Consider the following 23167-nt stretch of genomic DNA (forward strand, 5'->3'; position numbering starts at 1 on the left):
CCTGGACGGCCTCGTCCTCAATCGCCGGACGGGCTTTTCCCTGCCTCGCTCGCCCAGTGACACGCCACCTGCGTCTCGCCGCCCCCCGACAGGACCGGCAGGTCCTCCGTGCGGCACCTGTCCGCCACCCCCGCCCGCTCCGCCTCCCCCGAAGCCAGCACCTGGCAGCGCGCGTGGAAGCGGCAGCCCCCGGGGATCCGCGCGGGGTCCGGGGGCTCGCCCATGAGGACCACCGGGTCGCCCGGGGCCTCCGGCAGGACTGACAACAGGGCCTGGGTGTACGGGTGTTGGGGCGAGGTGAGGACCTGCTCGACCGTGCCCGTCTCCACGATCCGGCCCAGGTACATCACCGCGACCCGGTCCGCGATGTTCCACGCCAGGCCCAGGTCGTGGGTCACCACCAGGGCGGACAGGCCCAGTTCGGTGCGCAGGCGGAGCAGAAGGGCGAGGATCTCACCGCGTACGGAGGCGTCCAGGGAGGCCACCGGCTCGTCCGCGACGATGAGTTCGGGCTCCAGGACCAGGGCGCCCGCGATCACCACGCGCTGGCGCTGGCCGCCCGAGAGCTCGTGCGGGTAGCGGAGGAAGAAGCGCTCCGGGGGGCGCAGTCCGGCCCGGGAGAGGGCCTGGGCGACCGCCTCCTGCTCGTCGCCGCCGTAGCCGTGGATGCGCAGGCCCTCGGCGACGGCGTCGTACACCGTGTGCCGGGGGTTGAGCGAGCCGCTGGGGTCCTGGAGGACGAGCTGGGCGCGCTTGCGGTACGCCTTGAGGGAGCGCGAGGTGTACGTGAGCGGGGCGCCCGCGAAGGTGACCTTGCCCGCGGTGGGGGAGACCAGGCCCAACAGGGAGCGGGCCAGCGTCGTCTTGCCGCAGCCCGACTCGCCCACCAGGGCGACGATCTCGCCCGCCCCGATGTCGAGGTCGACGCCGTCCACGGCACGCGCCTCGGGGGCGCCGCGGCGGCCGGGGAAGGTGATGTGCAGCTGGTCCGCCGTGAGCAGGGGCGGCTGCGACGACGAGTGGTCCGCCGTCGGTGCGGAGGGCTGCGGGGGCGTCGCGGTCATGCGGTGGTGCTCCTTGCCTCAGAGTCCGTGGCGGCCCCGGCGGCCCCGGCGGCGCCTGCGGCGTCGAGAGGGTGGTCCGTGCCCGCGTGCACGCACGCCGCGCTGCGGCCCGGGCCCGCGTCCCGCAGGTCCTGGTCGTCGGTGGTGCAGGAGTCGAGGGCGACGGGGCAGCGGGGGTGGAAGGTGCAGCCCGAAGGAAGATCCGACGGGTCCGGTGGGTCGCCGGGCAGGCCGCGGGGCGCGAAGCGGGACGCCGCGTCGCCGATGCGCGGGAACGCCGCCGACAGGGCCTTGCCGTAGGGGTGCCGGGCGTTCTCGTAGACCTCGGTCGCCGGGCCCTCCTCGACGACGCGGCCCGCGTACATCACCGCGAGCCGGTCGCAGGTGTCGGCGAGGACGGCGAGGTCGTGGCTGATCATGACCAGGCCCAAGTCCTGTTCGGAGACGAGCCGTTCGATGAGTCGGAGGATCTGCGCCTGGATCATCACGTCGAGCGCGGTCGTCGGCTCGTCCGCGATGATCAGGGCCGGGTCGCAGGCGAGCGCCATGGCGATCATGACGCGCTGGCGCTGGCCGCCGGAGAGCTCGTGCGGATAGGACTGGGCGCGGGCAGCGGGGAGCCCCACGTGTTCGAGGAGCTCGCCGACCTTCTTCTGGGCGCCCGCCGGGGTCGCCTTCTTGTGGAGGAGGATCGGCTCGGCGATCTGGTCGCCGACGCGGTGGACCGCGTTGAGCGAGTGCATCGCGCCCTGGAAGACGATGGAGGCGCCGGCCCAGCGCACCGCGCGGACCTGGCCCCACTTCATGGTCAGGACGTTCTCGCCGTTCAGGAGGATCTCGCCGGACACCTTCGTGCCCGCGGGCAGCAGGCGGAGCAGCGCGAGCGCGAGCGTCGACTTGCCGCAGCCCGACTCGCCCGCGACGCCCAGTTTCTGGCCCGCGCCCACGGAGAGGGTCACGCCGCGCACGGCGGCGGCCCCGGACGCGTACGTCACCTCGAGATCTCTGACGTCGAGCAGGTTCCCGGTATGTGTCGCGCTCAACGGGACACCCCCAGCCTGGGGTTGAGGACGGACTCGACGGCGCGGCCGCAGAGCGTGAAGGCCAGTGCGACGACGGCGATGGCGAGTCCGGGCGGGGCCAGGTACCACCAGTCGCCCGCGCTCACCGCGCCCGCCTCGCGCGCGTCCTGGAGCAGCCCGCCCCAGGAGACGGTCGTCGGGTCGCCGAGGCCGAGGAAGGCGAGCGTCGCCTCGGTGAGGATGGCGCCGGAGATGACCAGCGTGGTCTGAGCCAGCACCAGCGGCATGACGTTCGGGAGGACGTGGCGGGTCATGATGTGCGTGTGCCCGCCGCCCAGCGCTCGGGCCCGCTCGATGTAGGGGCGGGACTCCACCGCGAGGGTCTGGGCGCGCACCAGGCGTGCCGTCGTCGGCCACGTCGTCACGCCGATCGCCAGGATGATCGTCCAGATCGAACGGGACATCACGGCCGCCAGCGCGACGGCGAGCACCAGCGTGGGCATCACCAGGAACCAGTCGGTGACGCGCATCATGACCGTGGCGTACCAGCCCCGGTAGTGCCCGGCCGTGATCCCCACGACCGTCCCGATCGCCACCGACAGGAAGGCCGCAAGGAGCCCCACCGTCAGCGAGATCCGGGCGCCCCACACCAGGAGCGACAGCAGGTCGCGGCCGAACTGGTCGGTGCCGAGCGGGAATTCACCGCTCGGGGACTCCAGCGCCTTGCCCGGCGCGTTCGTCACGCTCTGCGCGTCCGAACCGGCGAGCTGCGGCGCGAAGACCGCCGCGAGCCCGATCAGGACGAGCGCGACCAGCCCGACGACGCCCGCCCGGTGCGAGCGGTACTCCCGCCAGAAGCGGGCCGCCGAGTGCCTGCGGCGGGTCCAGGCCAGCGACCGTGAACTCTGCGCGGGCGCGCCGGACGTGGCGGGTGGTGCGGACTTCTCGGGTGGTGCGGATTCGGTCGTCATCGGCCCACCCTGGGATCGAGCAGCGGATAGATCACGTCGGCCACGGTGTTCATCACGATCACCGCGGCGGCGAAGACGAAGAACAGACCCTGGACGAGCGGCAGATCGGGCACGCTCAGCGCCTGGTAGAAGAGGCCGCCGAGACCCGGCCAGGAGAACACGGTCTCGACGAGGATCGCGCCCGCGACCACCGTCCCGAGGTTCACGAACATCAGCGTGACCGTCGGCAGCATCGCGTTCGGCACGGCGTGCCGCCGCCGGACGAGGTCGTCCCGGAGTCCCTTGGCGCGTGCGGTCGTCAGATAGTCGCTGCCCATCTCGTCGAGCAGCGAGGAGCGCATCACGAGCAGCGTCTGCGCGTACCCGACCGCGACCAGCGTGATCACGGGCAGGATCATGTGGTGCGCCACGTCGATGACGTACCCGAAGCCCTCCTTGTCGCCGGACTCCATCCCGCCCGTCGGGAACATCCCCGGAATCGGCCCCACGCCCACCGAGAACCCGATGATGAGCAGCAGCCCGAGCCAGAACGACGGCACCGAGTAGAGCGTCAGCGCGAGCCCCGTGTGCAGGCGGTCCCCGAGCCCGCCGTTGCGCCAGGCCGTGCGGGTGCCGAGCCAGATGCCGATGATCGTGTAGAGGATGTACGCCGTGCCGGTGAGCAGCAGCGTCGCGGGCAGGGCGTCGGTGATCTTGTCCATGACGGGGGCGTGGAACTGGTACGAGGTCCCGAAGTCCCCGGTCAGGACGTTGCCCACGTAATCGACGAACTGCTTCCACACCGGGTCGTCGAGGCCGAACTCCTCCCGCATCGCGGCGAGTTGCTCGGCCGAGACGGGGCGGCCGCCGGTCATCTGCTTGACCGGGTCGCCGGGGATGAGCCGGAAGAGGAAGAAGCTGGTGACGAGCACGGCGAAGAGCGAGACGACCGCTCCGCCGATCTTGCCCGCTACGTACTGGAGATAGGCGCGGGTGTTCCGTGCCCGCGGGCCGTGTTCCCGGTGGACCTCGCCCGGGAGCCCGGTCTTGACGACCGGGCCCTCGGGCGAGGCGCCGTCGGCGGCCTCTGTCCGGAACAGTGCCGGATTGCTGTCAGCGGTCATGCGCTACTCGCGGTCCTCTGCGGTCGAACGGCGGCGCAGGGCGAAGAACACTCCGACGCCCGCCAGCACCACCGCGGCCGCGGCGATGCCGATGACGACACCGGCGGAGCTGCCGCCGTCGTCGGAGGAACTCTTCCCATCCGCCGGGACCGCCGACCACCAGCTCCAGTAGCCGTCCTGCCCGTAGATGTTGCCCGCGGCGCTCGGCATCGTCTGGATGGACTTGATCTGGTCGGTGCGATACGCCTCGACGGCGTTCGGATACGCGAGGATGTTCATGTATCCGGAGTCGTAGAGCCGCGACTCCATCTGCTTGACGGTCTCGGCCCGCTTGGCCGGGTCGTACTCGGCGAGCTGCTTGGCGTAGAGCTCGTCGTACTTCTTGTCGCAGATGAAGTTGTCGGTGGCGGCCAGCTCCTTGGCCTTCTCGGGCAGCGCCGCGCAGGTGTGGATGCCGAGGACGAAGTCCGGGTCGGGGTTGACCGACCAGCCGTCGAAGGCGAGGTCGTACTCGCCCGCGTACCAGGGCACGGACACGTTGTCGAGGCAGTCGACCTTGAGCCCGATGCCCAGGTCCCCCCACCACTCCTTCAGGTACTTCCCGACCGCCTTGTCGTTCGGGTCGGTGGCGTGGCACAGGATGCGGAGGTTCAGCGGCTTGCCGTCCTTGCCGACGCGCTTGCCGCCCTTCTCCTTGTACCCGGCCTCGTCGAGCAGCTCGGCGGCCCGCTTCGGGTCGTACTTCAACTCCTGCTCGGGGGAGGGCTTCCACTCGTACGTGGAGAAGCGCGGCGGGATGTAGCCCGCGCCCTCCACGGCGTGGCCCTGGAAGACCTTGTCCACCAGCGCCTTGCGGTCGATGGACACGAACAGCGCCTGGCGCACCTTCTTGTCGAGCAGCGCCTTGTTGCCGTCGCCGAACTTCTTGCCGTCCTTGGTCTGCGCGCCCGGGTTGGTGGCGAGCGCGAAGAAGCGGCGCCCGGGGGCGTCGTTCACCTTGATGTTCGGCTGACCCTTCAGGTACGACGCCTGCGCCGGGGTGAGCGAGGGCTGCCCGGCCACGAACGAGACCTCGCCCTTGGTGAGGGCGGCGACGGCGGCGTCCTGGTCCTTGTACGTCTTGAAGACCAGCTCGTCGAACTTCGGCGGCTTGCGCCAGAAGCTCTTGTTGGCCTTCAACTTCACGTACTGGTCGGCCTTGTAGTCGGTGAGGACGAACGGCCCGTTGCCGACGATCGGGAAGTCCTTGTCGTTGTTGAACTTCCGGATGTCGTCGACGTTCTTCCAGATGTGCTCGGGGACGATCGGCACGTCCAGGGCCGCCATGGTGGCCTGCGGCTTCTTCAGCTCGATGACCAGCTTGGTGGGGCTGGGCGCGGTCACCTTCTTGAAGTTGGTGACGAAGCTGGCGTTCGGCCCGGCCTGCCCCTCCTTCGACATCATCTTGTTGAAGGTCCAGGCGGCGTCCGCCGCGGTCGCCTTCTTCCCGTCCGACCATTTGGAGTCGTCCCGGATCGTGTACGTCCAGGTCAACTTGTCCGCGGACGGCTCCCACTTGGTCGCGAACCCGGGGATTGCGTGGTTGTCCTTGGGGTCGTAGTTCGTCAGGTACTCGTACGTGAGCCGGTGGATGCTGGTGGGCAGGAGACGCTGGGCGATGAACGGGCTCAGCGAGTCGACGCTCTGCGCGACGGCGACGGTGAGCGTCTTCTTGCCGCCGTCGTCATCCTTGCCCTTGGCCGCGGCGGAGCCCGTGCCGAGCGGGGCCACGAGGACGGCGGTGAGGGCGAAGGCCGCGCCGCCCGCCATGAGGAGGCGGCTGCGGTGACGCGCCGACTGAGGAGCGGGTCCGCCGACGGGTGGGACCGGAGAGGCCGGTGAGGCCGGTGGAGCCGGTGGGGTTCTGCCGTGCTGATCTTGTGTGTCCATGGATCGGTGACCTCGCGTCATGGCTCAATTGATCAAGGAACGCCAGCTGGTTGATGTGTGTGTCTACCAGCGGCGGTCTGCGCGCGTCAACGGCACGTGAACCCCATGTGGCCTGCGGAAATAACGAGTTGACCGGGATTTCACGGGCATTGGTAGATACCTGTGAAAGGTGGCTGGTCGTAGCGTGGCGGCGCGCGGGGCGGGGAGCGGGCGGGAGATCGGCGCAGGTGGGCCCGGGCGGGCTCAGCCGGGTCCGGCGGAAGGCCGAAGGGCCCGCACCGGTGAACGGTGCGGGCCCTTCGGGGAGTTGGCGCTGCTTTATTGCTGGGGTGGCTGCTGAGCCTGGCCGTGGTCCTGCCCCTGACCCTGGTCCTGCCTCTGCGGGGGTACGGGGGGCTGGAGGCCGCCCGGCGGTACGGGCTGACCCGGCCCCGGTGTGAAGGGCTGCCCTGGGGCGATCGGCTGACCTGGCTGCCCCTGCTGCCCCGGCTGAACGGGCTGTCCCGGCAGGGGAGTTGGGCCGGGTTGGCCCGAGTGCGCCTGGGAGGGCGCGGAGTGCTGCCAGCCCTGGGCCCCGGGCTGCGGGGGAGCGGGCTGCTGCCAGCCCTGGGGTGCCCCGGGCTGGGGGTACGGCTGCTGTCCCGGCTGAGGCTGGCCCTGGGGCTGCGGGTAGGGCTGGCCGGGTGCGGCGGGCTGGCCGGGCTGGCCGGGCTGGCCTCCGTACTGCGGCGGCTGGGGCTGACCCTGGGGTTGGGGCTGGCCCTGGGCCTGGCCGGGGAGCGGCGGGGCCAGCTGCGGCGGCGGGTTCCCGTCGGAGGTCCAGAGTCCTTGCTGCTGCTGCGCCCGTACGAAGTCCTCGGCGACCATCGCGGAGAGGTTGAAGTACGCCTCGCGGACCTTGGGCCGCATCATGTCGAGGTCGACCTCGGCGCCCGCCGCGAGGTGCTCGTCGAACGGGATGACGACGACGCCGCGGCAGCGCGTCTCGAAGTGGCTGACGATGTCGTCGACCTTGATCATCTTGCCGGTCTCGCGGACACCGGAGATGACGGTGATGGAGCGCGAGACGAGGTCCGCGTACCCGTGCGCGGAGAGCCAGTCGAGCGTGGTCGAGGCGCTGCTCGCACCGTCCACGGACGGCGTGGAGATGATGATCAACTGGTCGGCGAGGTCCAGCACTCCACGCATGGCGCTGTAGAGCAGACCCGTACCCGAGTCGGTCAGGATGATCGGGTACTGCCTGCCGAGCACGTCGATCGCGCGCCGGTAGTCCTCGTCGTTGAAGGTGGTGGACACGGCCGGGTCCACGTCGTTGGCGATGATCTCGAGCCCGGAGGACGCCTGCGAGGTGAACCGCCGGATGTCCATGTACGAGTTGAGGTACGGGATCGCCTGGACGAGGTCGCGGATGGTGGCCCCGGTCTCGCGCCGCACGCGTCGGCCGAGCGTGCCGGCGTCCGGGTTGGCGTCGATCGCGAGGATCTTGTCCTGCCGCTCGGAGGCCAGCGTCGAGCCGAGCGCGGTGGTCGTGGTCGTCTTGCCCACGCCGCCCTTGAGGCTGATCACGGCGATGCGGTAGCAGGAGAGGACAGGCGTGCGGATGAGGTCGAGCTTGCGCTGCCGCTCGGCTTCTTCCTTCTTGCCCCCCAACTTGAACCGGGAGCCGCCGGACGTCGGGCGACTGCTCTTCGCCTTCTGCTTGTTGTTGCGCAGGAGGCGGTCGGAGGAGAGCTCGACGGCGGCGGTGTACCCGAGGGGCGCACCCGGGTTGGTGCGCTCCCGCTGATCGTGCTGCACGGGCTGCGGCCAGGCGGCGCCGGTGCGGGGGTCGACGGGGGGTTGCTGCTGCGGCTGCGCTTGTTGCTGGGGCTGTCCTTGCGGCAACTGTCCCTGCGGCAACTGTCCTTGCGGCTGCCCTTGCTGCTGGGGCTGTCCTTGCGGCTGTCCCTGGTAAGGCTGCTGCTGGGCGGGGGTCTGCGCCTGGGGCTGGGGCTGGGGCTGCTGAGGGAAGGGCTGGGCGAGCTGCCCGGGCTGCCCGGGCTGGGGGTGCTGCGGCTGCGGCTGTTGCTGGGCCGGGGCGGGGGGCTGGGCCTGCTGGTGCGGGACGGGGAGGTTGGGGGTGGCGGGGGTGGTGGGTGCCGGAGCCTGGGCCTGGGCCGGTGCCTGAGGCTGCGGGAAGCCGTAGGCGGGGGCGGGGGCCTGCTGTTGGGGGAACCCGTAGCCGCCTTGCGGGGCTTGTGAGTTGGGTGCCGGGGCCTGGGGCTGTGCCGGGGGCTGCGCCTGGGACTGTGCCGGGGGCTGTGCCTGGGGGGCGTTGGCCGTCGGCTGGGGGAACCCGTAACTGCCCTGCGGGGTCTGCGCGTTGGGTGCCGGAGCGGGGGCCGGGGCCGGGAGCGGTGCCGGGGCCTGGGCCGTCGGGGCGGGCCAGGCGGGCGGCGCGGGCTGAGGTGCCTGGGGCTGGACCGGAGCCTGGGGCTGGACCGGGGCGGGGGCCGGGGCCTGTGCCTGGGGCTGCGGGAAGGCGTTGGGCTGCGGCGAGGCGTTGGGTTGCGGCAAGGCGTTGGGCTGCGAGAAGGGGGCGGGCCGCTCGGCCTCCGGCTCGGCCTCGGAGGTGGGCTCGGGCTCGGGCCGGGGCTCGGGTGCTGCGGCGGTGGGTGCCGGGTCGGCGGCGGGGGCCGGGGTAGGGGCCTCGGCCGGGACGGGGGCGGGCCACTGCGGCGCCGAGGACGGTGCTGCGGGCTGGAAGGCCGGGGGCAGGGGCGGGAGCCCACCCTGCGGGGCGGGCGGCGGGGTCCAGGCGGGCGGGACGGCGTCCTGGACGTCGTCTTCGGGGGTGCTGTCGTGGGTGGGGACGGCGTCCTGGGGGATGGCGTCGTTGATGGGGGTGGAGTCGGGCTCGTCGAGCTCGTTGGGCTCGTTGGGCTCGTCGAGCTCGTCGAGCTCGTCGAGCTCGTCGAGCTCGTTGAGCTGGGAGTCGGAGTCGGAGTCGGAGTCGGAGTCGGGCTGGGCGTCGCGCTCGGTGTCGAGGCGGAACTTCGGCTCGGCATCGCCCTTGGCGTCGTCCTCGTCCTCGTCCTCGTCCTCGTCCTCGTCCTCGGCGTCGTCGTCCTCGGTCTCGAGGTCGGCTACGGGGGCGGGGAGGGCGTCGAACGGCTCGTCGTCAGTGCCTTGGCGGCCCTGGTCGTCTTCGTCTTCGTCCTCGTTCGCGTCGTCGCTCGCGCTGAGCGCTTCGCTCACTTCGTCCTGATCGTCGTGATCGACGTCGTCATCCTCGTCGACCTCGGCGATGGGCTCGTCGTCCTCGGAGCTGTCGACACGCTCGTCATCAGGGACAGAGGTAGAGGTAGAGGCAGAGGCGTCGCCGCCAGCGTCAACGGAAGAGCCCTCGCCAACAGAGCCGACAGAGTCGTCCTCAGCACCGGAGTCGTCGGAGGAAGAGCTCTCAGCGACGGCGTCCTCGGTCCCCTGCTCCTCAGCGGCAGACTCCTTGGCGGCCCGCTCCTCGAACTCCCGCCTCAACGCACGAGGGGAGAACCGCATGGTGGAGCCGCTCTCCAGATCACCACCGCCCAGGCTCTCGGCCACGGGCTCGACCACCTCGTCATCGCCGGCAGACGAAGAGCCCTCATCCACAGCAGCCTCATCCACAGCAGCCTCATCCACAGCAGCCTCATCGGCAGAGCTCTCATCGGCAGAGCCCTCATCCGAAGACTCCCCACCCGACACGCCAACCCCACTGACCGCCACCGAAGCAGCAGCCCCCGCAACGGCACCACTCCAGTCGGCGGCACCCCCCGAGGCGGACGGAGCCGACGGCGCGGACGACGTGGACGGCGCAGGCGGAACGGGCGGAGCGGCAGGCGGCGCGGACGGCACCGGCGGCGCGGAGGCAGCGGCAGCCGCAGCAGCGGCGGCAGCCGTGGCGGGCGAGGTCCAGTCGGGCCGCCCCCCGAGTCCCAGCGGAGGCTGCGGCACAGCGGCAGGCCCACCACCGGACGACGAAGGCGCCGAAGGTGACGAAGGCGCCGAAGGTGACGAAGAAGGTGAGGACGGAGAAGGCGAAGAGAAGGACGGCGAGGACTCCGACGAGTCGGAAGGGTCGGACGTCGACGACGCCCCCGAGGGCGCGGCCGAAGGCGTCTCACCCGCACTGCCCGAAGCGTTCTGCGTGTACCAGGCGGGCGGGGCGTAGTCGATGGTGAACTCGCCCGTCGTCTCGGCGGCGGACTCCGCGTCGGACTGATCATCGACGGGTGAGTCCCAGCCCCCGCGGATCTCGTCCCGATCGCTGTTCACAATGCCTCCTGGTGTGGTCGAGCACCCTCGTGCCGTGGTCGGAGCAACGGTTCCCGGTCCGATCCGCCCGGCTCTCCCCATGAAGGACGCACACAACCCGCGCACGGGTTTCTGACGTCGCGCCCCGTCCCAGCCTAATCACCAAAAGCGCCAGCACGGCAGGGCAGCCTGCCCCGCGCACCGACTCCTCCGTCACACGAGCGATGCGCCAGTGATCAACCCGTACGAAGCCACAAGGAACAAAACGCCCAAGCGGTGTCAACTGGCGTGAAATGGAAGCGAGTCAGAGTCGCGTGACTCACGCATCCGATCCTGGCATCAGGGGCACGCGTCTTCACCTGCGTCGGCCGCTGTCGACGCACCAAAGACTGGCCCTGTCGGCGAGAGGGCCGAGCCCGCTGCTCGCGGTGAGGTGTGACGGAGGCCGGCGCGCGATTCATCCGAAGTCCGCCGAATTCCTTTGCTGAGCTAGGCACTTGAAGCCAAAGCGCCCTACCCGCCGTACACGTGCGATCACGCCCCATGCATAGTGGTCGGGTTCGTGTGCGATCAGGCGGGCGGCGAGGGCCGCACCACTGTGGGGACGGCGGCAGTCATAGTTTCGGCCCGCCTCCGTCACCGTTCACCCAGTCCACACTGGCGGCGGAGAGTACACGTAACAGGCGTCGCAACAAGCTGATCGGCGCGGTGGCGGCTGTGCTGATCGGGGCGCTGGGCGTCGGAGGCTGGCTTCTCTGGCCGGGCGACGGCGACTCGTCCTCATCAGCCCGGGGGACGCCGACCGTTCGGCAAGCCCCGGACGACATCAGGGAAACAGTGGAGAGGCGTCCCACCGACCCCGCGGGAAAGATGACCTTCCTGTTCTCCGCTGACGACTTCACCCCCGGCGAGCAGCACGAACTGCCAGGGATGTGGGCAACGGACAGGACTCTGGCCAAGGGCATTGACCGAACCCTCGTGGGCTTTCCGGCGAACAGGGACGTGAAACTCGGTCAGGAGCGTTGGAAGATCAGGCTGGACGGTCCCATCTGCGGAACGACGCCCCAGATGACCGTGGACGGCCGTACGGCGGTCCTCTTCCGGGAGTCCGAACCGAAGAAGGGAGCCGACAAGACCGACATACCCTGCAACAGGGTGGCGCTCATCAACCTCGACACTGGTGAGAAGTTGTGGCAGAAGCCGGTCCCGACGTCGAAGACGGACTTCCCTGAGGACTACCCTCCGCTGGCCATCTCGCGCGGCACCGTCACGGTGCTGTCGGCGGCGGGGGATGCGGCGGCATACGACATGGTCGGCGGTAGACGACTCTGGAAGAAGGTCCGCACCTCCGAATGCCAGAACAGGGGGGTAGTGGGCGGACGCGGCCTGCTGCTCCGCGCCGACTGTATGGATTCCGGGCTCGATCAGTTGGTCTACCGCGTGCAGAAGGTGGACCCGCGAACCGGACATGTGAAATGGACGTACAAGGTGGCTCGCGGCGTGAAGGACGCCAAGCTGCTGTCGGCCGAGCCCACCGTCATCGGTGTCGCGGCCGGTGACATCGGCATGACCGACCTGATCTCCTTCGACGAGAAGGGCGACCGACGCGCCACCATCCGACTTGAGGGTGGCCAGTACGTCGCTGAATGCGACGCAGCGTCGGACGACGCCGAACATGATGATTGTCCCGCCGTCGTGGTCAGCCATGACCAGGTCTTCCTCATGAGCCGAGAGGATCCCGATGGCGACCTGACCAACAACTCCAACTGGCTGGTGTCCTTCGACCTGGCGACGGGCAGGACCGTCAAGAAGTTCGAGTCGGGTCCGAACTCGCTGCTGTACCCCCTGCGGATGAGCGGAGATCAACTCCTCGCGTTCCGTGAGAGCAGCGACCACATCACGCCGAGCGGGGTCGTGAGCCTGAACCCGCGGACCCGCAAGGAGACCCCATACCTCTACTTCGGCCTTCCCCCTGAAGGGTGGACGCTGACAACTCCTCGATTGGCCGACATAGTCGTCCAGGACGGGCGGATCTTCTTCGGTGCGACGGAAACGTCCGGTCCGTCCAAGGGAAAGAATGCCGGTGGGGCGGCTGCTGCACCCCAGCAGTCGCCCCACTCGTCCCTGAGTCGATGCCGCTACTCGGCCGCGACTCCGCCGTTGCGTACCGTCGGCTCCAGATCGAACTCACCGTCGCGGGCTCCGAGCACGAAAGCCCGCCACTCCGCCTCGGTGTACCGCAGTACGGTCTCGGGGTCGAGGGACGACCTCATCGCGACAGCCCCCGCGGGCAGGTACGCGATCTCGACCCGCTCTTCGTGCTCCTCGGTCCCCGGAGCGCTCTGCCACTCGGCGCCGGAGATGTCGAGGGCGTACAGCTCGTTCTTCTCCCGCTCCTTGCGCGCCTGGACGCCCTCGTCCCGCTCGCCCACGCTCTTGTCCTGTCCCTCGGCCATGGCGGGCCGCCCCTTCCCGACGTACGAACCGAACCGTCCGCTCACAGTACTTCGGGACGGAGCGTGGCCTCCCGGAAACGATCTGGTCACCCTCTTCAGGGTGGTGGGCGCACCACGTGGTACAGCGCAAATTTCCAGGCTGGTACCCTGAACAACGGCCGCATGTCTACGCACCCCCGGCACCCCGCAAGGGACCTGAGGGAAGCGCCCAGCGGACCCCGCCTCCCGAGTTACGGAAGCTCCCCTGAGACAGAGACCAGGGGCACTCGATGGCGACGTAGAAGCCCCAGGGCCTACGAACAAAGACTACGAGGAGTACGCGTGTCGCTCGACGCCGCTACGAAGAAGCAGATCATGACCGAGTTCGGCACCAAGGAGGGCGACACCGGCTCCCCCGAGGTCCAGGTCGCGCTGCTTTCCCGCCGCATCTCGGACCTGACCGAGCACCTCAAGACCCACAAGCACGACCACCACTCCCGTCGTGGTCTGCTGATCCTGGTCGGTCAGCGCCGTCGCCTGCTGCAGTACCTGGCGAAGAAGGACATCCAGCGCTTCCGTGCGCTGGTCGACCGCCTGGGCATCCGCCGCGGTGCGGCGGGCGCCAAGTAAGACGCCGGTGAAGGGAGCGGTTCCCACTCGAAGCACTCGAAGGGGGCCGCTCCCTTTGCTGTACGTGCGCAGTGTCACCGGGCCTTTGTAGTCTGGAGACGCTACGCACGTGAGGGTGTACGGAACGTGTCGATGTCGTCGATGTCGGGTCGATCTCGGTTCGACGTCCGTCGACACATCCGTATCGCCCCCACACCCCCGACGTGACAACGTCATACCGAACGCGGAGGAGCAAGCCTCGACGCCACCGGTCCTCGGTAGTGGCCCCCGGGCCAGTCGGCAGCCGCAGCGCGGCCCCGGCACCCGGGTGCTTCGATCGAAGACCGGTCCGCACCAGCAGGCAGTGCTCCTCCACCACCGTCCCGCGCCACACGGGCGCCGGGACGAAGACGAGGAGAGAACGCTAGTGGAGAACGAGACCCACTACGCCGAGGCCGTCATCGACAACGGCACCTTCGGCACCCGCACCATCCGCTTCGAGACGGGCCGCCTGGCCCGTCAGGCCGCCGGCTCCGCCGTGGCCTACCTGGACGACGACACGATGGTCCTCTCGGCCACCACCGCGTCCAAGAAGCCCAAGGACCAGCTCGATTTCTTCCCCCTCACGGTGGACGTCGAGGAGCGGCAGTACGCCGCCGGCAAGATCCCCGGTTCGTTCTTCCGCCGTGAGGGTCGCCCCTCCGAGGACGCGATCCTGACCTGCCGCCTGATCGACCGCCCGCTGCGTCCTTCCTTCAAGAAGGGCCTGCGCAACGAGATCCAGGTCGTCGAGACGATCATGGCTCTCAACCCCGACCACCTGTACGACGTGGTCGCGATCAACGCCGCCTCCTGCTCCACGCAGCTGGCCGGCCTCCCGTTCTCCGGCCCGATCGGCGGCACCCGTGTCGCGCTGATCAAGGGCCAGTGGGTCGCCTTCCCGACGCACACCGAGCTCGAGGACGCCGTCTTCGACATGGTCGTCGCCGGTCGCGTCCTGGAGGACGGCGATGTCGCGATCATGATGGTCGAGGCCGAGGCCACCGAGAAGACCATCGAGCTCGTCAAGGGCGGCGCCGAGGCGCCGACCGAGGAGGTCGTGGCCGCCGGTCTCGAGGCCGCGAAGCCCTTCATCAAGGTCCTGTGCAAGGCGCAGTCGGACCTCGCCGCCAAGGCCGCCAAGCCCACCGGCGAGTTCCCGATCTTCCTCGACTACGAGGACGACGTGCTCGCGGCCCTGACCGCCGCCGTCAAGACCGAGCTCGCCCAGGCGCTCACCATCGCCGGCAAGCAGGAGCGCGAGACCGAACTGGACCGCGTCAAGGCGCTGGCCGGCGAGAAGCTCCTCCCGGAGTTCGAGGGCCGCGAGAAGGAGATCTCCGCCGCGTACCGCTCGCTGACCAAGACCCTGGTCCGTGAGCGCGTCATCAAGGAGAAGAAGCGCATCGACGGCCGCGGCGTCACGGACATCCGTACGCTCGCCGCCGAGGTCGAGGCCATCCCGCGCGTGCACGGCTCCGCCCTGTTCGAGCGTGGCGAGACCCAGATCCTGGGCGTCACCACGCTGAACATGCTGCGCATGGAGCAGCAGCTCGACACCCTCTCCCCGGTGACGCGCAAGCGCTACATGCACAACTACAACTTCCCGCCGTACTCCACCGGCGAGACCGGCCGCGTCGGCTCCCCGAAGCGCCGCGAGATCGGCCACGGCGCCCTCGCCGAGCGCGCGCTCGTGCCGGTCCTTCCGACGCGTGAGGAGTTCCCGTACGCGATCCGTCAGGTGTCCGAGGCCCTCGGCTCGAACGGCTCGACGTCCATGGGCTCCGTCTGCGCCTCCACCATGTCGCTGCTGAACGCCGGTGTGCCCCTGAAGGCCGCCGTCGCCGGTATCGCCATGGGTCTGATCTCCCAGGAGATCGACGGCGAGACGCACTACGTCACCCTCACCGACATCCTCGGTGCGGAGGACGCCTTCGGTGACATGGACTTCAAGGTCGCCGGTACGAAGCAGTTCGTGACCGCGCTCCAGCTCGACACCAAGCTCGACGGCATCCCCGCCTCGGTCCTGGCCGCCGCGCTGAAGCAGGCCCGCGACGCGCGTCTGCACATCCTCGACGTGATGAACGAGGCGATCGACGTTCCGGACGAGATGTCCCCGAACGCCCCGAGGATCATCACCGTCAAGATCCCGGTGGACAAGATCGGTGAGGTCATCGGCCCCAAGGGCAAGATGATCAACCAGATCCAGGAGGACACCGGCGCCGACATCACGATCGAGGACGACGGCACCATCTACATCGGTGCCGCCGACGGCCCGGCCGCCGAGGCCGCCCGCGCCACGATCAACGGCATCGCCAACCCGACCATGCCGGAGGTCGGCGAGCGCTACCTGGGCACGGTCGTCAAGACGACCACCTTCGGTGCCTTCGTCTCGCTCCTGCCCGGCAAGGACGGCCTGCTGCACATCTCGCAGATCCGCAAGCTCGCCGGCGGCAAGCGCGTGGAGAACGTGGAGGACGTCCTCGGTGTGGGCCAGAAGGTCCAGGTCGAGATCGCCGAGATCGACTCCCGCGGCAAGCTCTCCCTCATCCCCGTCATCGAGGGTGAAGAGGGCGACGACAAGAAGGACGACACCGACAAGTGACGTCGCGTAGCACCACGACGACGGCCCGCACCTCCTCGGAGGCGCGGGCCGTCGCCCGTACCCAAACCCTCATCAAGGGCCAGGACGGCATCGGTACGGTCCGCAGGACCACCCTCCCCGGGGGTCTGCGCATCGTCACCGAGACCCTGCCCTCCGTCCGCTCGGCGACCTTCGGCATCTGGGCCCACGTGGGCTCCCGCGACGAGACGCCGTCCCTGAACGGTGCGACGCACTACCTGGAGCACCTCCTCTTCAAGGGCACCCGCAAGCGCACCGCCCTCGACATCTCCTCCGCCATCGACGCGGTCGGCGGCGAGATGAACGCCTTCACGGCGAAGGAGTACACGTGCTACTACGCGCGCGTGCTCGACACCGACCTCCCCCTCGCGATCGACGTCGTCTGCGACATGCTGACCGGCTCGCTCATCGAGCAGGAGGACGTGGACGCCGAGCGCGGCGTCATCCTCGAAGAGATCGCGATGACGGAGGACGACCCGGGCGACTGCGTGCACGACCTGTTCGCGCACACGATGCTCGGCGACACCCCGCTCGGCCGCCCGGTCCTCGGCACCGTCGACACGATCAACGCCCTGGACGCCGGCCGGATCCGCCGCTTCTACAAGAAGCACTACGACCCGACCCACCTGGTCGTCGCGGCCGCGGGCAACGTGGACCACAGCAAGGTCGTACGCCAGGTCCGCGCCGCCTTCGACAAGGCGGGCGCGTTCCGGGGCGGCGCGGCGACCCCGATCATCCCGCGCCAGGGCTCCCGGGCCATCCGCACCGCGGGCCGCGTCGAGGTCGTCAACCGCAAGACCGAGCAGGCCCACGTGATACTCGGCATGCCCGGCCTGGCCCGCACGGACGACCGCCGCTGGGCCCTCGGCGTCCTCAACACCGCCCTGGGCGGCGGCATGTCGTCCCGGCTCTTCCAGGAGGTCCGGGAGAAGCGGGGCCTCGCGTACAGCGTGTACTCGTACACCTCCGGCTTCGCCGACTGCGGCCTCTTCGGGGTGTACGCGGGCTGCCGCCCGAGCCAGGTGGACGACGTCCTGAAGATCTGCCGGGACGAGCTCGACCACGTCGCCGAGCACGGCCTGTCGGACGACGAGATCGGCCGCGCCATCGGCCAGCTCGCGGGCTCCACGGTCCTCGGCCTGGAGGACACCGGCGCCCTGATGAACCGCATCGGCAAGAGCGAGCTCTGCTGGGGCGAGCACATGTCGGTCGACGACATGCTGGCGAAGATCGCGGCGGTCACCCCGGACGAGGTGCGCGAGGTCGCGCGCGACATCCTGGGACAGCGCCCGTCGCTCTCGGCGATCGGCCCGATCAAGGACAAGCAGGCCGCCCGCCTCCAGGACGCGGTCTCGTAACTCCCGTACTCCCTTAAGGAACCAAGTAGATGAGCAAGCTGCGCGTGGCGGTCATCGGCGCCAAGGGCCGAATCGGCTCCGAGGCGGTGCGGGCCGTCGAGGCCGCCGACGACATGGAGCTGGTGGCCGCGCTCGGCCGGGGCGACAAGCTGGAGACCCTCGCGGACACCGGCGCCCAGGTCGCGGTCGAACTGACCACTCCGGACTCGGTGATGGCCAACCTCGACTACTGCGTGGGCCACGGCATCCACGCCGTCGTCGGCACCACCGGCTGGACCGAGGACCGCCTCGCGCAGCTGCACACCTGGCTGGCGGCGTCCCCGGAGACGGGTGTGCTCATCGCGCCCAACTTCTCCATCGGCGCCGTCCTGACCATGAAGTTCGCGCAGATCGCGGCGCCCTACTTCGAGTCCGTCGAGGTCGTCGAGCTGCACCACCCGAACAAGGCCGACGCCCCCAGCGGCACGGCCACCCGCACCGCCCAGCTGATCGCCGCGGCCCGCGCGCAGGCGGGCAGCGCCCCGCAGCCCGACGCCACGGCGACCGCCCTGGACGGCGCCCGCGGCGCGGACGTCGACGGCGTCCCCGTCCACTCCGTGCGCCTGCGCGGTCTCCTGGCCCACCAGGAGGTCCTGCTCGGCGGCGAGGGCGAGACCCTCACCGTCCGGCACGACTCGCTGCACCACAGCAGCTTCATGCCGGGCATCCTGCTCGGCGCCCGCCGTGTGGTCTCCACCCCTGGCCTCACGTTCGGCCTGGAACACTTCCTGGATCTGGGCTGAGGCCGGCCCGCATGCGCGCGAAGATCACTTACGCCGTCACGGCTGCCGTCCTGGTCGTCTACTTCGTCCTGGTCGGCAGCCGCGGCGTGCTCCTGATACAGCACGGCACCGCGCTCACCGTCACCTTCGGCGTCGCGGTGCTGATCCTGCCGGTCATCGGCGTCTGGTTCCTCTGGAAGAACACCCAGTTCGTCAAGAGCGCCAACCGCCTCGCCGCCGAGCTCGACGCCGAAGGCGGCCTGCCCGTCGACGAGTTGAAGCGCACCCCCGGCGGCCGCATCGACCGCGACTCCGCCGACGAGGTCTTCGCCAAGCGCAAGGCCGAGACGGAGGACGCCCCGGACGACTGGCGCTCCTGGTTCCGCCTCGCCGTCGCCTACCACGACGCCCGGGACACCCCGCGCGCGCGAAAGGCCATGCAGCGGGCGATCGCCCTGCACGATGGCAAGCCGGTCAACGCCTGAGGCTCAGGCGGTACGCCGGTACTCGTCGGCCCACACCTCGATGGAGTCGGCCGCCCGGTCGAAGGCTTCATAGCGGGCCAGGAAGTCGGCGTTGCGGTCGGTGAGCAGCGGCGGCAGCTCATCGCCGGCCCGGTCCCGTCGTACGAGGACCAGGGCCTGCCCCTGCACGGTGCGCGGAAGGCCGAGCCAGCGCACCGGCTGTTGCGTCGTGCGCACCGCGACGACCTGCCCCCAGGGCACCGTCTGCGTGCTCAAGAAGCCGACGCGGCGCAGCCCGTGGGCGCTCACCCACGTGCCCATCCGCAGCATGCGCAGCGCGCTCGCGATGACGGCCGCGGCCGCCCCGACGCAGATCAGGGCGGCCGGCGGCGCACCGGCGAAGGCGATGATCACGGCGGCGAGCAGGACGAACGAGGCGAGCAGCAGAAGCAGCGCGGCGGCGCCCACCCGCCAGGGGCCTGGGCGGTAGGGCCGCCGCCAGTGGTCGCGGTCGTCGAACGGCAGCGCGGCATCGGCTGCCGTCTCGTCAAAAGCGCGGTCCGCCGTCAGGAAGGGCAGGGGCACGACTGATCCTCACTCAATCCACGCATGGGCTATGCCCGGTGAGGCTATCGATCCCTGCCCCGGCCTACCACCCAAGGGGGCCCAAGGGGGTCAGGGCGTCAGCGTCCGTCGGAAGCTTCGGACTGCTGGGTGTGGCCCGGCGACTGGTCGGCGGACATGGCGGGCATCCCGAAGAGCAGGGAGCCCACGAGACCGGCCACGACGGTGAGGCCGATCAAGGTGCGGCCCGCGATCTGGCCTGCCGTGGCACGTTCGCGGGGCGGGGGAGTGACATTGCTGCGGTACTTGTCGGCTTCGGCGATGAAGGCGAACGGGACGGGCTCGCGCCGACGGAACATGGGGTGCGTGTCTCCTCACGGGACTCGGGCGGATCGTGTCTAACTACACAGACGCACGAATGACCGAAAGGGTGCCCAGTTTTGCCAAATTCGTCGAAGAATGTCGTAGCGGATCACTGAACGACCGTTTGCCGGTGCCGAGTCCCGATGTGGGCGCCGCCCGCACGGAGGCGGAGCGGGGGTGGGCCGAGCCCGCGCCGCTCACGCACGCGACGTTCGACAAGATCCGGCAACAAGATCCGACGGGCGGCCCGGTGAGGCACTGATGTACGGATGCGTCGAGCGAAGTGTCCGTATTGCGGCATTTCGAGAAGTTCATCTAGCCTGATCAAACGGACCCGGCACTGCTTGAACCCCCGAGCAGGCAGTGCCGGGCTCCACTTTTGTCCCGTCTCCTCACCTCACCCGAGGGGGGACCACGCGATGAGCAGCGAGTAGCGTGTTACCCATGGCTCCGACCTCCACTCCGCAGACCCCCTTCGGGAGGGTCCTCACCGCCATGGTCACGCCCTTCGCGGCGGACGGCGCACTTGACCTCGACGGCGCGCAGCGGCTCGCCGCCCACCTGGTGGACGCAGGCAACGACGGCCTGATCCTCAACGGCACCACGGGCGAGTCCCCGACCACCAGCGACGCGGAGAAAACGGAGCTCGTACGGGCTGTACTGGAAGCGGTCGGCGACCGCGCCCACATCGTCGCCGGCGTCGGCACGAACGACACCCGCCACAGCATCGAGCTGGCCCGCGCCGCCGAACAGGCCGGCGCGCACGGCCTCCTCACGGTGACGCCGTACTACAACAAGCCCCCGCAGGAGGGCCTGTACCGTCACTTCTCGGCCATCGCCGACGCGACCGAACTCCCGGTCATGCTCTACGACATCCCCGGCCGCAGCGGCGTCCCGATCAACACCGAGACGATCGTCCGCCTCGCCGAGCACCCGCGCATCGTCGCCAACAAGGACGCCAAGGGCGACCTCGGCCGCGCCAGCTGGGCCATCTCCCGCTCCGGCCTCGCCTGGTACTCCGGCGACGACATGCTCAACCTGCCGCTGCTCTCCGTGGGCGCGGTCGGCTTCGTCTCCGTCGTCAGCCATGTCGTCACGCCCGAGCTGCGCTCCCTCCTGGAGGCGTACCTCACCGGTGACGTGCAGAAGGCGACCGAGATCCACCAGCGGCTGCTCCCGGTCTTCACAGGCATGTTCCGTACGCAGGGTGTGATCACCACCAAGGCCGCGCTCGCCCTCCAGGGCCGCTCGGCCGGACCGCTGCGCCTGCCCCTCGTCGAGCTGTCCGTCGAGGAGACGGCCCAGCTCAAGATCGATCTCGCCGCGGGCGGGGTACAGCTGTAATCACAGACTTCACAACTGAATACACAGCACATCGCAGGACACCCCATACCGGGGCGTTCCTGCACACCAGACAACTGCTACTGCACGAACGTCATACGCGCCACGTGCCTTGGAGGTACGTGGCGCGCGTGGTGAGGAGAGTCTTTTGAGTCATCCGCATCCTGAACTCGGCGCTCCGCCGAAGCTCCCCAAGGGCGGCCTGCGCGTCACCCCGCTGGGTGGCCTCGGCGAGATCGGCCGCAACATGACCGTCTTCGAGTACGACGGCCGTCTGCTGATCGTCGACTGCGGAGTGCTCTTCCCCGAGGAGGAGCAGCCCGGAATCGACCTGATCCTGCCGGACTTCTCGTCCATCAGGGACCGCCTCGACGACGTCGAGGGCATCGTCCTGACGCATGGGCACGAGGACCACATCGGCGGTGTCCCCTACCTCCTGCGCGAGAAGCCGGACATCCCGCTCATCGGCTCCAAGCTGACCCTCGCGCTGATCGAGGCGAAGCTCCAGGAGCACCGGATCCGCCCGTACACGCTGGAGGTCGCCGAGGGCGACCGCGAGCAGCTGGGCCCCTTCGACTGCGAGTTCGTCGCGGTCAACCACTCCATCCCGGACGCCCTGGCCGTCGCCATCCGCACCCCCGCGGGCATGGCCGTCGCCACCGGTGACTTCAAGATGGACCAGCTGCCGATGGACGGCCGCCTCACGGACCTGCACGCCTTCGCGCGTCTGAGCGAGGAGGGCATCGACCTCCTCCTCTCGGACTCGACGAACGCCGAGGTCCCGGGCTTCGTCCCGCCCGAGCGCGACATCTCGAACGTGATCCGGGGCGTCTTCGCCGGCGCCCAGAAGCGCATCATCGTCGCGAGCTTCGCCAGCCATGTGCACCGCATCCAGCAGATCCTGGACGCCGCCCACGAGTACGGCCGCAGGGTCGCCTTCGTCGGCCGCTCCATGGTCCGCAACATGGGCATCGCACGGGACCTCGGCTATCTGAAGGTGCCCGCGGGCCTGATCGTCGACGTGAAGACGCTCGACGACCTCCCGGACAGCGAGATCGTCCTGGTCTGCACCGGCTCCCAGGGCGAGCCCATGGCGGCCCTCTCCCGGATGGCCAACCGCGACCACCAGATCCGCATCGTCCAGGGCGACACGGTGATCCTGGCGTCGTCGCTCATCCCGGGCAACGAGAACGCGGTCTACCGGGTCATCAACGGACTGACCCGCTGGGGCGCCAACGTCGTCCACAAGGGCAACGCCAAGGTGCACGTCTCGGGCCACGCGTCCGCGGGCGAGCTCCTGTACTTCTACAACATCTGCAAGCCCAAGAACCTGATGCCGGTCCACGGCGAATGGCGCCACCTGCGCGCCAACGCCGAGCTCGGCGCCCTCACCGGCGTCCCGCACGACCACATCGTGATCGCCGAGGACGGCGTCGTCGTCGACCTCGTCGAGGGCAAGGCCAAGATCGTCGGCAAGGTGCAGGCCGGTTACGTGTACGTGGACGGGCTCTCCGTCGGCGACGTCGGCGAGCCCGCGCTCAAGGACCGCAAGATCCTCGGGGACGAGGGCATCATCTCGGTCTTCGTGGTCGTGGACTCCTCCACGGGCAAGATCACCGGTGGCCCGCACGTCCAGGCCCGAGGCTCGGGCATCGACGACTCGGCGTTCAGCGCGGTCATTCCGAAGATCCAGGACGTCCTGGAGAAGTCGGCCCAGGACGCGGTCGTCGAACCCCACCAGCTGCAGCAGCTCATCCGCCGCACGCTGGGCAAGTGGGTCTCGGACAACTACCGCCGCCGCCCGATGATCCTCCCGGTCGTCGTGGAGGTCTGACCTGCGGGTTCGACCTGCCGGTCGACCCACGCGGAGACGCGGAACCGGAGCGGGGCTCCTCGATTTGCATCGGGGCGCCCCGCTCCAGTACGTTTACGGCTCCGCCTGAACGGGAACCCGGCACCTTCACGTGCCTGGAGCACCCCGGACGGGGCGGGAATTCCGACTCAGAATCTCTGATAAAGTCGGATCCGCCGGAAAGGGAAACGAGAAAGCCGAAAGGCCGGATCGAAAACCTGAAAGGCACCGAGGAAATCGGAACGGACCGGAAGCCCGGAAAGATCTGATAGAGTCGGAAACGCAAGAACAAGAGAAATACCGAAGGGAAGCGCCCGGAGGAAAGCCCGAGAGGGTGAGTACAAAGGAAGCGTCCGTTCCTTGAGAACTCAACAGCGTGCCAAAAATCAACGCC

Annotated in this window: 18 protein-coding genes and 2 pseudogenes; 10 read left to right on the top strand and 10 right to left on the bottom strand. The window is 69.6% G+C overall.

All coding sequences use genetic code 11. The features are described from left to right. Window positions 1–17: 17 nt before the first annotated feature. From ACFWYM_RS11800 to ACFWYM_RS11825, 6 genes are all read right to left on the bottom strand, one after another. Complete coding sequence (locus ACFWYM_RS11800) at window positions 18–1064, bottom strand: ABC transporter ATP-binding protein (RefSeq protein ID WP_384833851.1); 1047 nt, start codon at window positions 1062–1064, stop codon at window positions 18–20. Continuing rightward, on the bottom strand, window positions 1061–2107 hold the full coding sequence (locus tag ACFWYM_RS11805) for an ABC transporter ATP-binding protein (RefSeq protein WP_384833854.1): 1047 nt from the start codon (window positions 2105–2107) through the stop codon (window positions 1061–1063). The genes ACFWYM_RS11800 and ACFWYM_RS11805 overlap by 4 nt, the downstream gene beginning before the upstream one ends. Continuing rightward, window positions 2104–3057 (bottom strand): ABC transporter permease, encoded by a 954-nt coding sequence (locus ACFWYM_RS11810; protein WP_384833857.1) that lies wholly within the window; start codon window positions 3055–3057, stop codon window positions 2104–2106. Before ACFWYM_RS11810 ends, ACFWYM_RS11805 begins: the two co-directional genes overlap by 4 nt. Beyond that, window positions 3054–4160: an ABC transporter permease gene (locus ACFWYM_RS11815; RefSeq protein ID WP_384833860.1), complete on the bottom strand. Its 1107-nt coding sequence runs from the start codon at window positions 4158–4160 to the stop codon at window positions 3054–3056. Before ACFWYM_RS11815 ends, ACFWYM_RS11810 begins: the two co-directional genes overlap by 4 nt. Before the next feature lie 3 nt (window positions 4161–4163). Next, window positions 4164–5969 (bottom strand): ABC transporter substrate-binding protein, encoded by a 1806-nt coding sequence (locus ACFWYM_RS11820; protein ID WP_384833863.1) that lies wholly within the window; start codon window positions 5967–5969, stop codon window positions 4164–4166. A gap of 438 nt (window positions 5970–6407) precedes the next feature. Further along, window positions 6408–9674 (bottom strand): MinD/ParA family protein, encoded by a 3267-nt coding sequence (locus ACFWYM_RS11825; RefSeq protein WP_384833929.1) that lies wholly within the window; start codon window positions 9672–9674, stop codon window positions 6408–6410. 241 nt (window positions 9675–9915) lie between these two features. Between ACFWYM_RS11825 and ACFWYM_RS11830 the strand changes: the two genes are divergently transcribed. Next, window positions 9916–10281, top strand: a complete 366-nt coding sequence (locus ACFWYM_RS11830; RefSeq protein ID WP_384833938.1) for a hypothetical protein — start codon at window positions 9916–9918, stop codon at window positions 10279–10281. Window positions 10282–10304: 23 nt separating this feature from the next. Here the strand turns inward: ACFWYM_RS11830 and ACFWYM_RS11835 are convergent. Next, a pseudogene (locus tag ACFWYM_RS11835) lies at window positions 10305–10466 on the bottom strand (hypothetical protein); the annotation flags it as partial. A gap of 966 nt (window positions 10467–11432) precedes the next feature. Between ACFWYM_RS11835 and ACFWYM_RS11840 the strand changes: the two are divergent. Continuing rightward, window positions 11433–12185 (top strand): annotated as a pseudogene (locus tag ACFWYM_RS11840) (PQQ-binding-like beta-propeller repeat protein); the annotation flags it as partial. 317 nt (window positions 12186–12502) lie between these two features. Here the strand turns inward: ACFWYM_RS11840 and ACFWYM_RS11845 are convergent. Beyond that, window positions 12503–12820: a DUF397 domain-containing protein gene (locus ACFWYM_RS11845; RefSeq protein WP_384833932.1), complete on the bottom strand. Its 318-nt coding sequence runs from the start codon at window positions 12818–12820 to the stop codon at window positions 12503–12505. A gap of 321 nt (window positions 12821–13141) precedes the next feature. Here ACFWYM_RS11845 and rpsO point away from each other — a divergent pair, with 321 nt between their 5' ends. The 5 genes from rpsO (at window position 13142) to ACFWYM_RS11870 (ending at window position 18674) form a co-directional block, all read left to right on the top strand. Next, complete coding sequence (gene rpsO / locus ACFWYM_RS11850) at window positions 13142–13429, top strand: 30S ribosomal protein S15 (protein ID WP_030753863.1); 288 nt, start codon at window positions 13142–13144, stop codon at window positions 13427–13429. A 406-nt stretch (window positions 13430–13835) separates the two neighbouring features. Continuing rightward, window positions 13836–16052, top strand: a complete 2217-nt coding sequence (locus ACFWYM_RS11855; RefSeq protein WP_384833866.1) for a polyribonucleotide nucleotidyltransferase — start codon at window positions 13836–13838, stop codon at window positions 16050–16052. After that, window positions 16049–17428, top strand: a complete 1380-nt coding sequence (locus ACFWYM_RS11860; RefSeq protein ID WP_384833869.1) for a M16 family metallopeptidase — start codon at window positions 16049–16051, stop codon at window positions 17426–17428. Before ACFWYM_RS11855 ends, ACFWYM_RS11860 begins: the two co-directional genes overlap by 4 nt. A gap of 29 nt (window positions 17429–17457) precedes the next feature. Beyond that, window positions 17458–18210 carry a 4-hydroxy-tetrahydrodipicolinate reductase gene (gene dapB, locus ACFWYM_RS11865; RefSeq protein WP_384833872.1) on the top strand — a complete coding sequence of 251 codons (753 nt, stop codon included), beginning with the start codon at window positions 17458–17460 and terminating at the stop codon, window positions 18208–18210. A gap of 11 nt (window positions 18211–18221) precedes the next feature. Then, on the top strand, window positions 18222–18674 hold the full coding sequence (locus ACFWYM_RS11870) for a hypothetical protein (RefSeq protein ID WP_384833875.1): 453 nt from the start codon (window positions 18222–18224) through the stop codon (window positions 18672–18674). Window positions 18675–18677: 3 nt separating this feature from the next. Here ACFWYM_RS11870 and ACFWYM_RS11875 read toward each other — a convergent pair whose 3' ends face one another. Further along, entirely contained in the window at window positions 18678–19238 is a 561-nt protein-coding gene (locus ACFWYM_RS11875) for a PH domain-containing protein (protein WP_384833879.1), read from the bottom strand. A 98-nt stretch (window positions 19239–19336) separates the two neighbouring features. Further along, complete coding sequence (locus ACFWYM_RS11880) at window positions 19337–19576, bottom strand: hypothetical protein (protein WP_384833882.1); 240 nt, start codon at window positions 19574–19576, stop codon at window positions 19337–19339. Between the two features lie 134 nt (window positions 19577–19710). Between ACFWYM_RS11880 and ACFWYM_RS11885 the strand changes: the two genes are divergently transcribed. The 3 genes from ACFWYM_RS11885 to ACFWYM_RS11895 all read left to right on the top strand — a co-directional run bounded on the left by ACFWYM_RS11885 (window position 19711) and on the right by ACFWYM_RS11895 (window position 22755). Next, window positions 19711–19842 (top strand): hypothetical protein, encoded by a 132-nt coding sequence (locus ACFWYM_RS11885; protein ID WP_384833885.1) that lies wholly within the window; start codon window positions 19711–19713, stop codon window positions 19840–19842. A 182-nt stretch (window positions 19843–20024) separates the two neighbouring features. After that, entirely contained in the window at window positions 20025–20924 is a 900-nt protein-coding gene (gene dapA, locus ACFWYM_RS11890) for a 4-hydroxy-tetrahydrodipicolinate synthase (protein WP_384833888.1), read from the top strand. Window positions 20925–21069: 145 nt separating this feature from the next. Then, window positions 21070–22755, top strand: coding sequence for a ribonuclease J (locus ACFWYM_RS11895; RefSeq protein WP_384833891.1), 1686 nt, complete (start codon window positions 21070–21072; stop codon window positions 22753–22755). Window positions 22756–23167 lie beyond the last annotated feature (412 nt).

It is taken from the genome of Streptomyces sp. NPDC059009 (assembly GCF_042740175.1).
Taxonomy (GTDB): domain Bacteria; phylum Actinomycetota; class Actinomycetes; order Streptomycetales; family Streptomycetaceae; genus Streptomyces.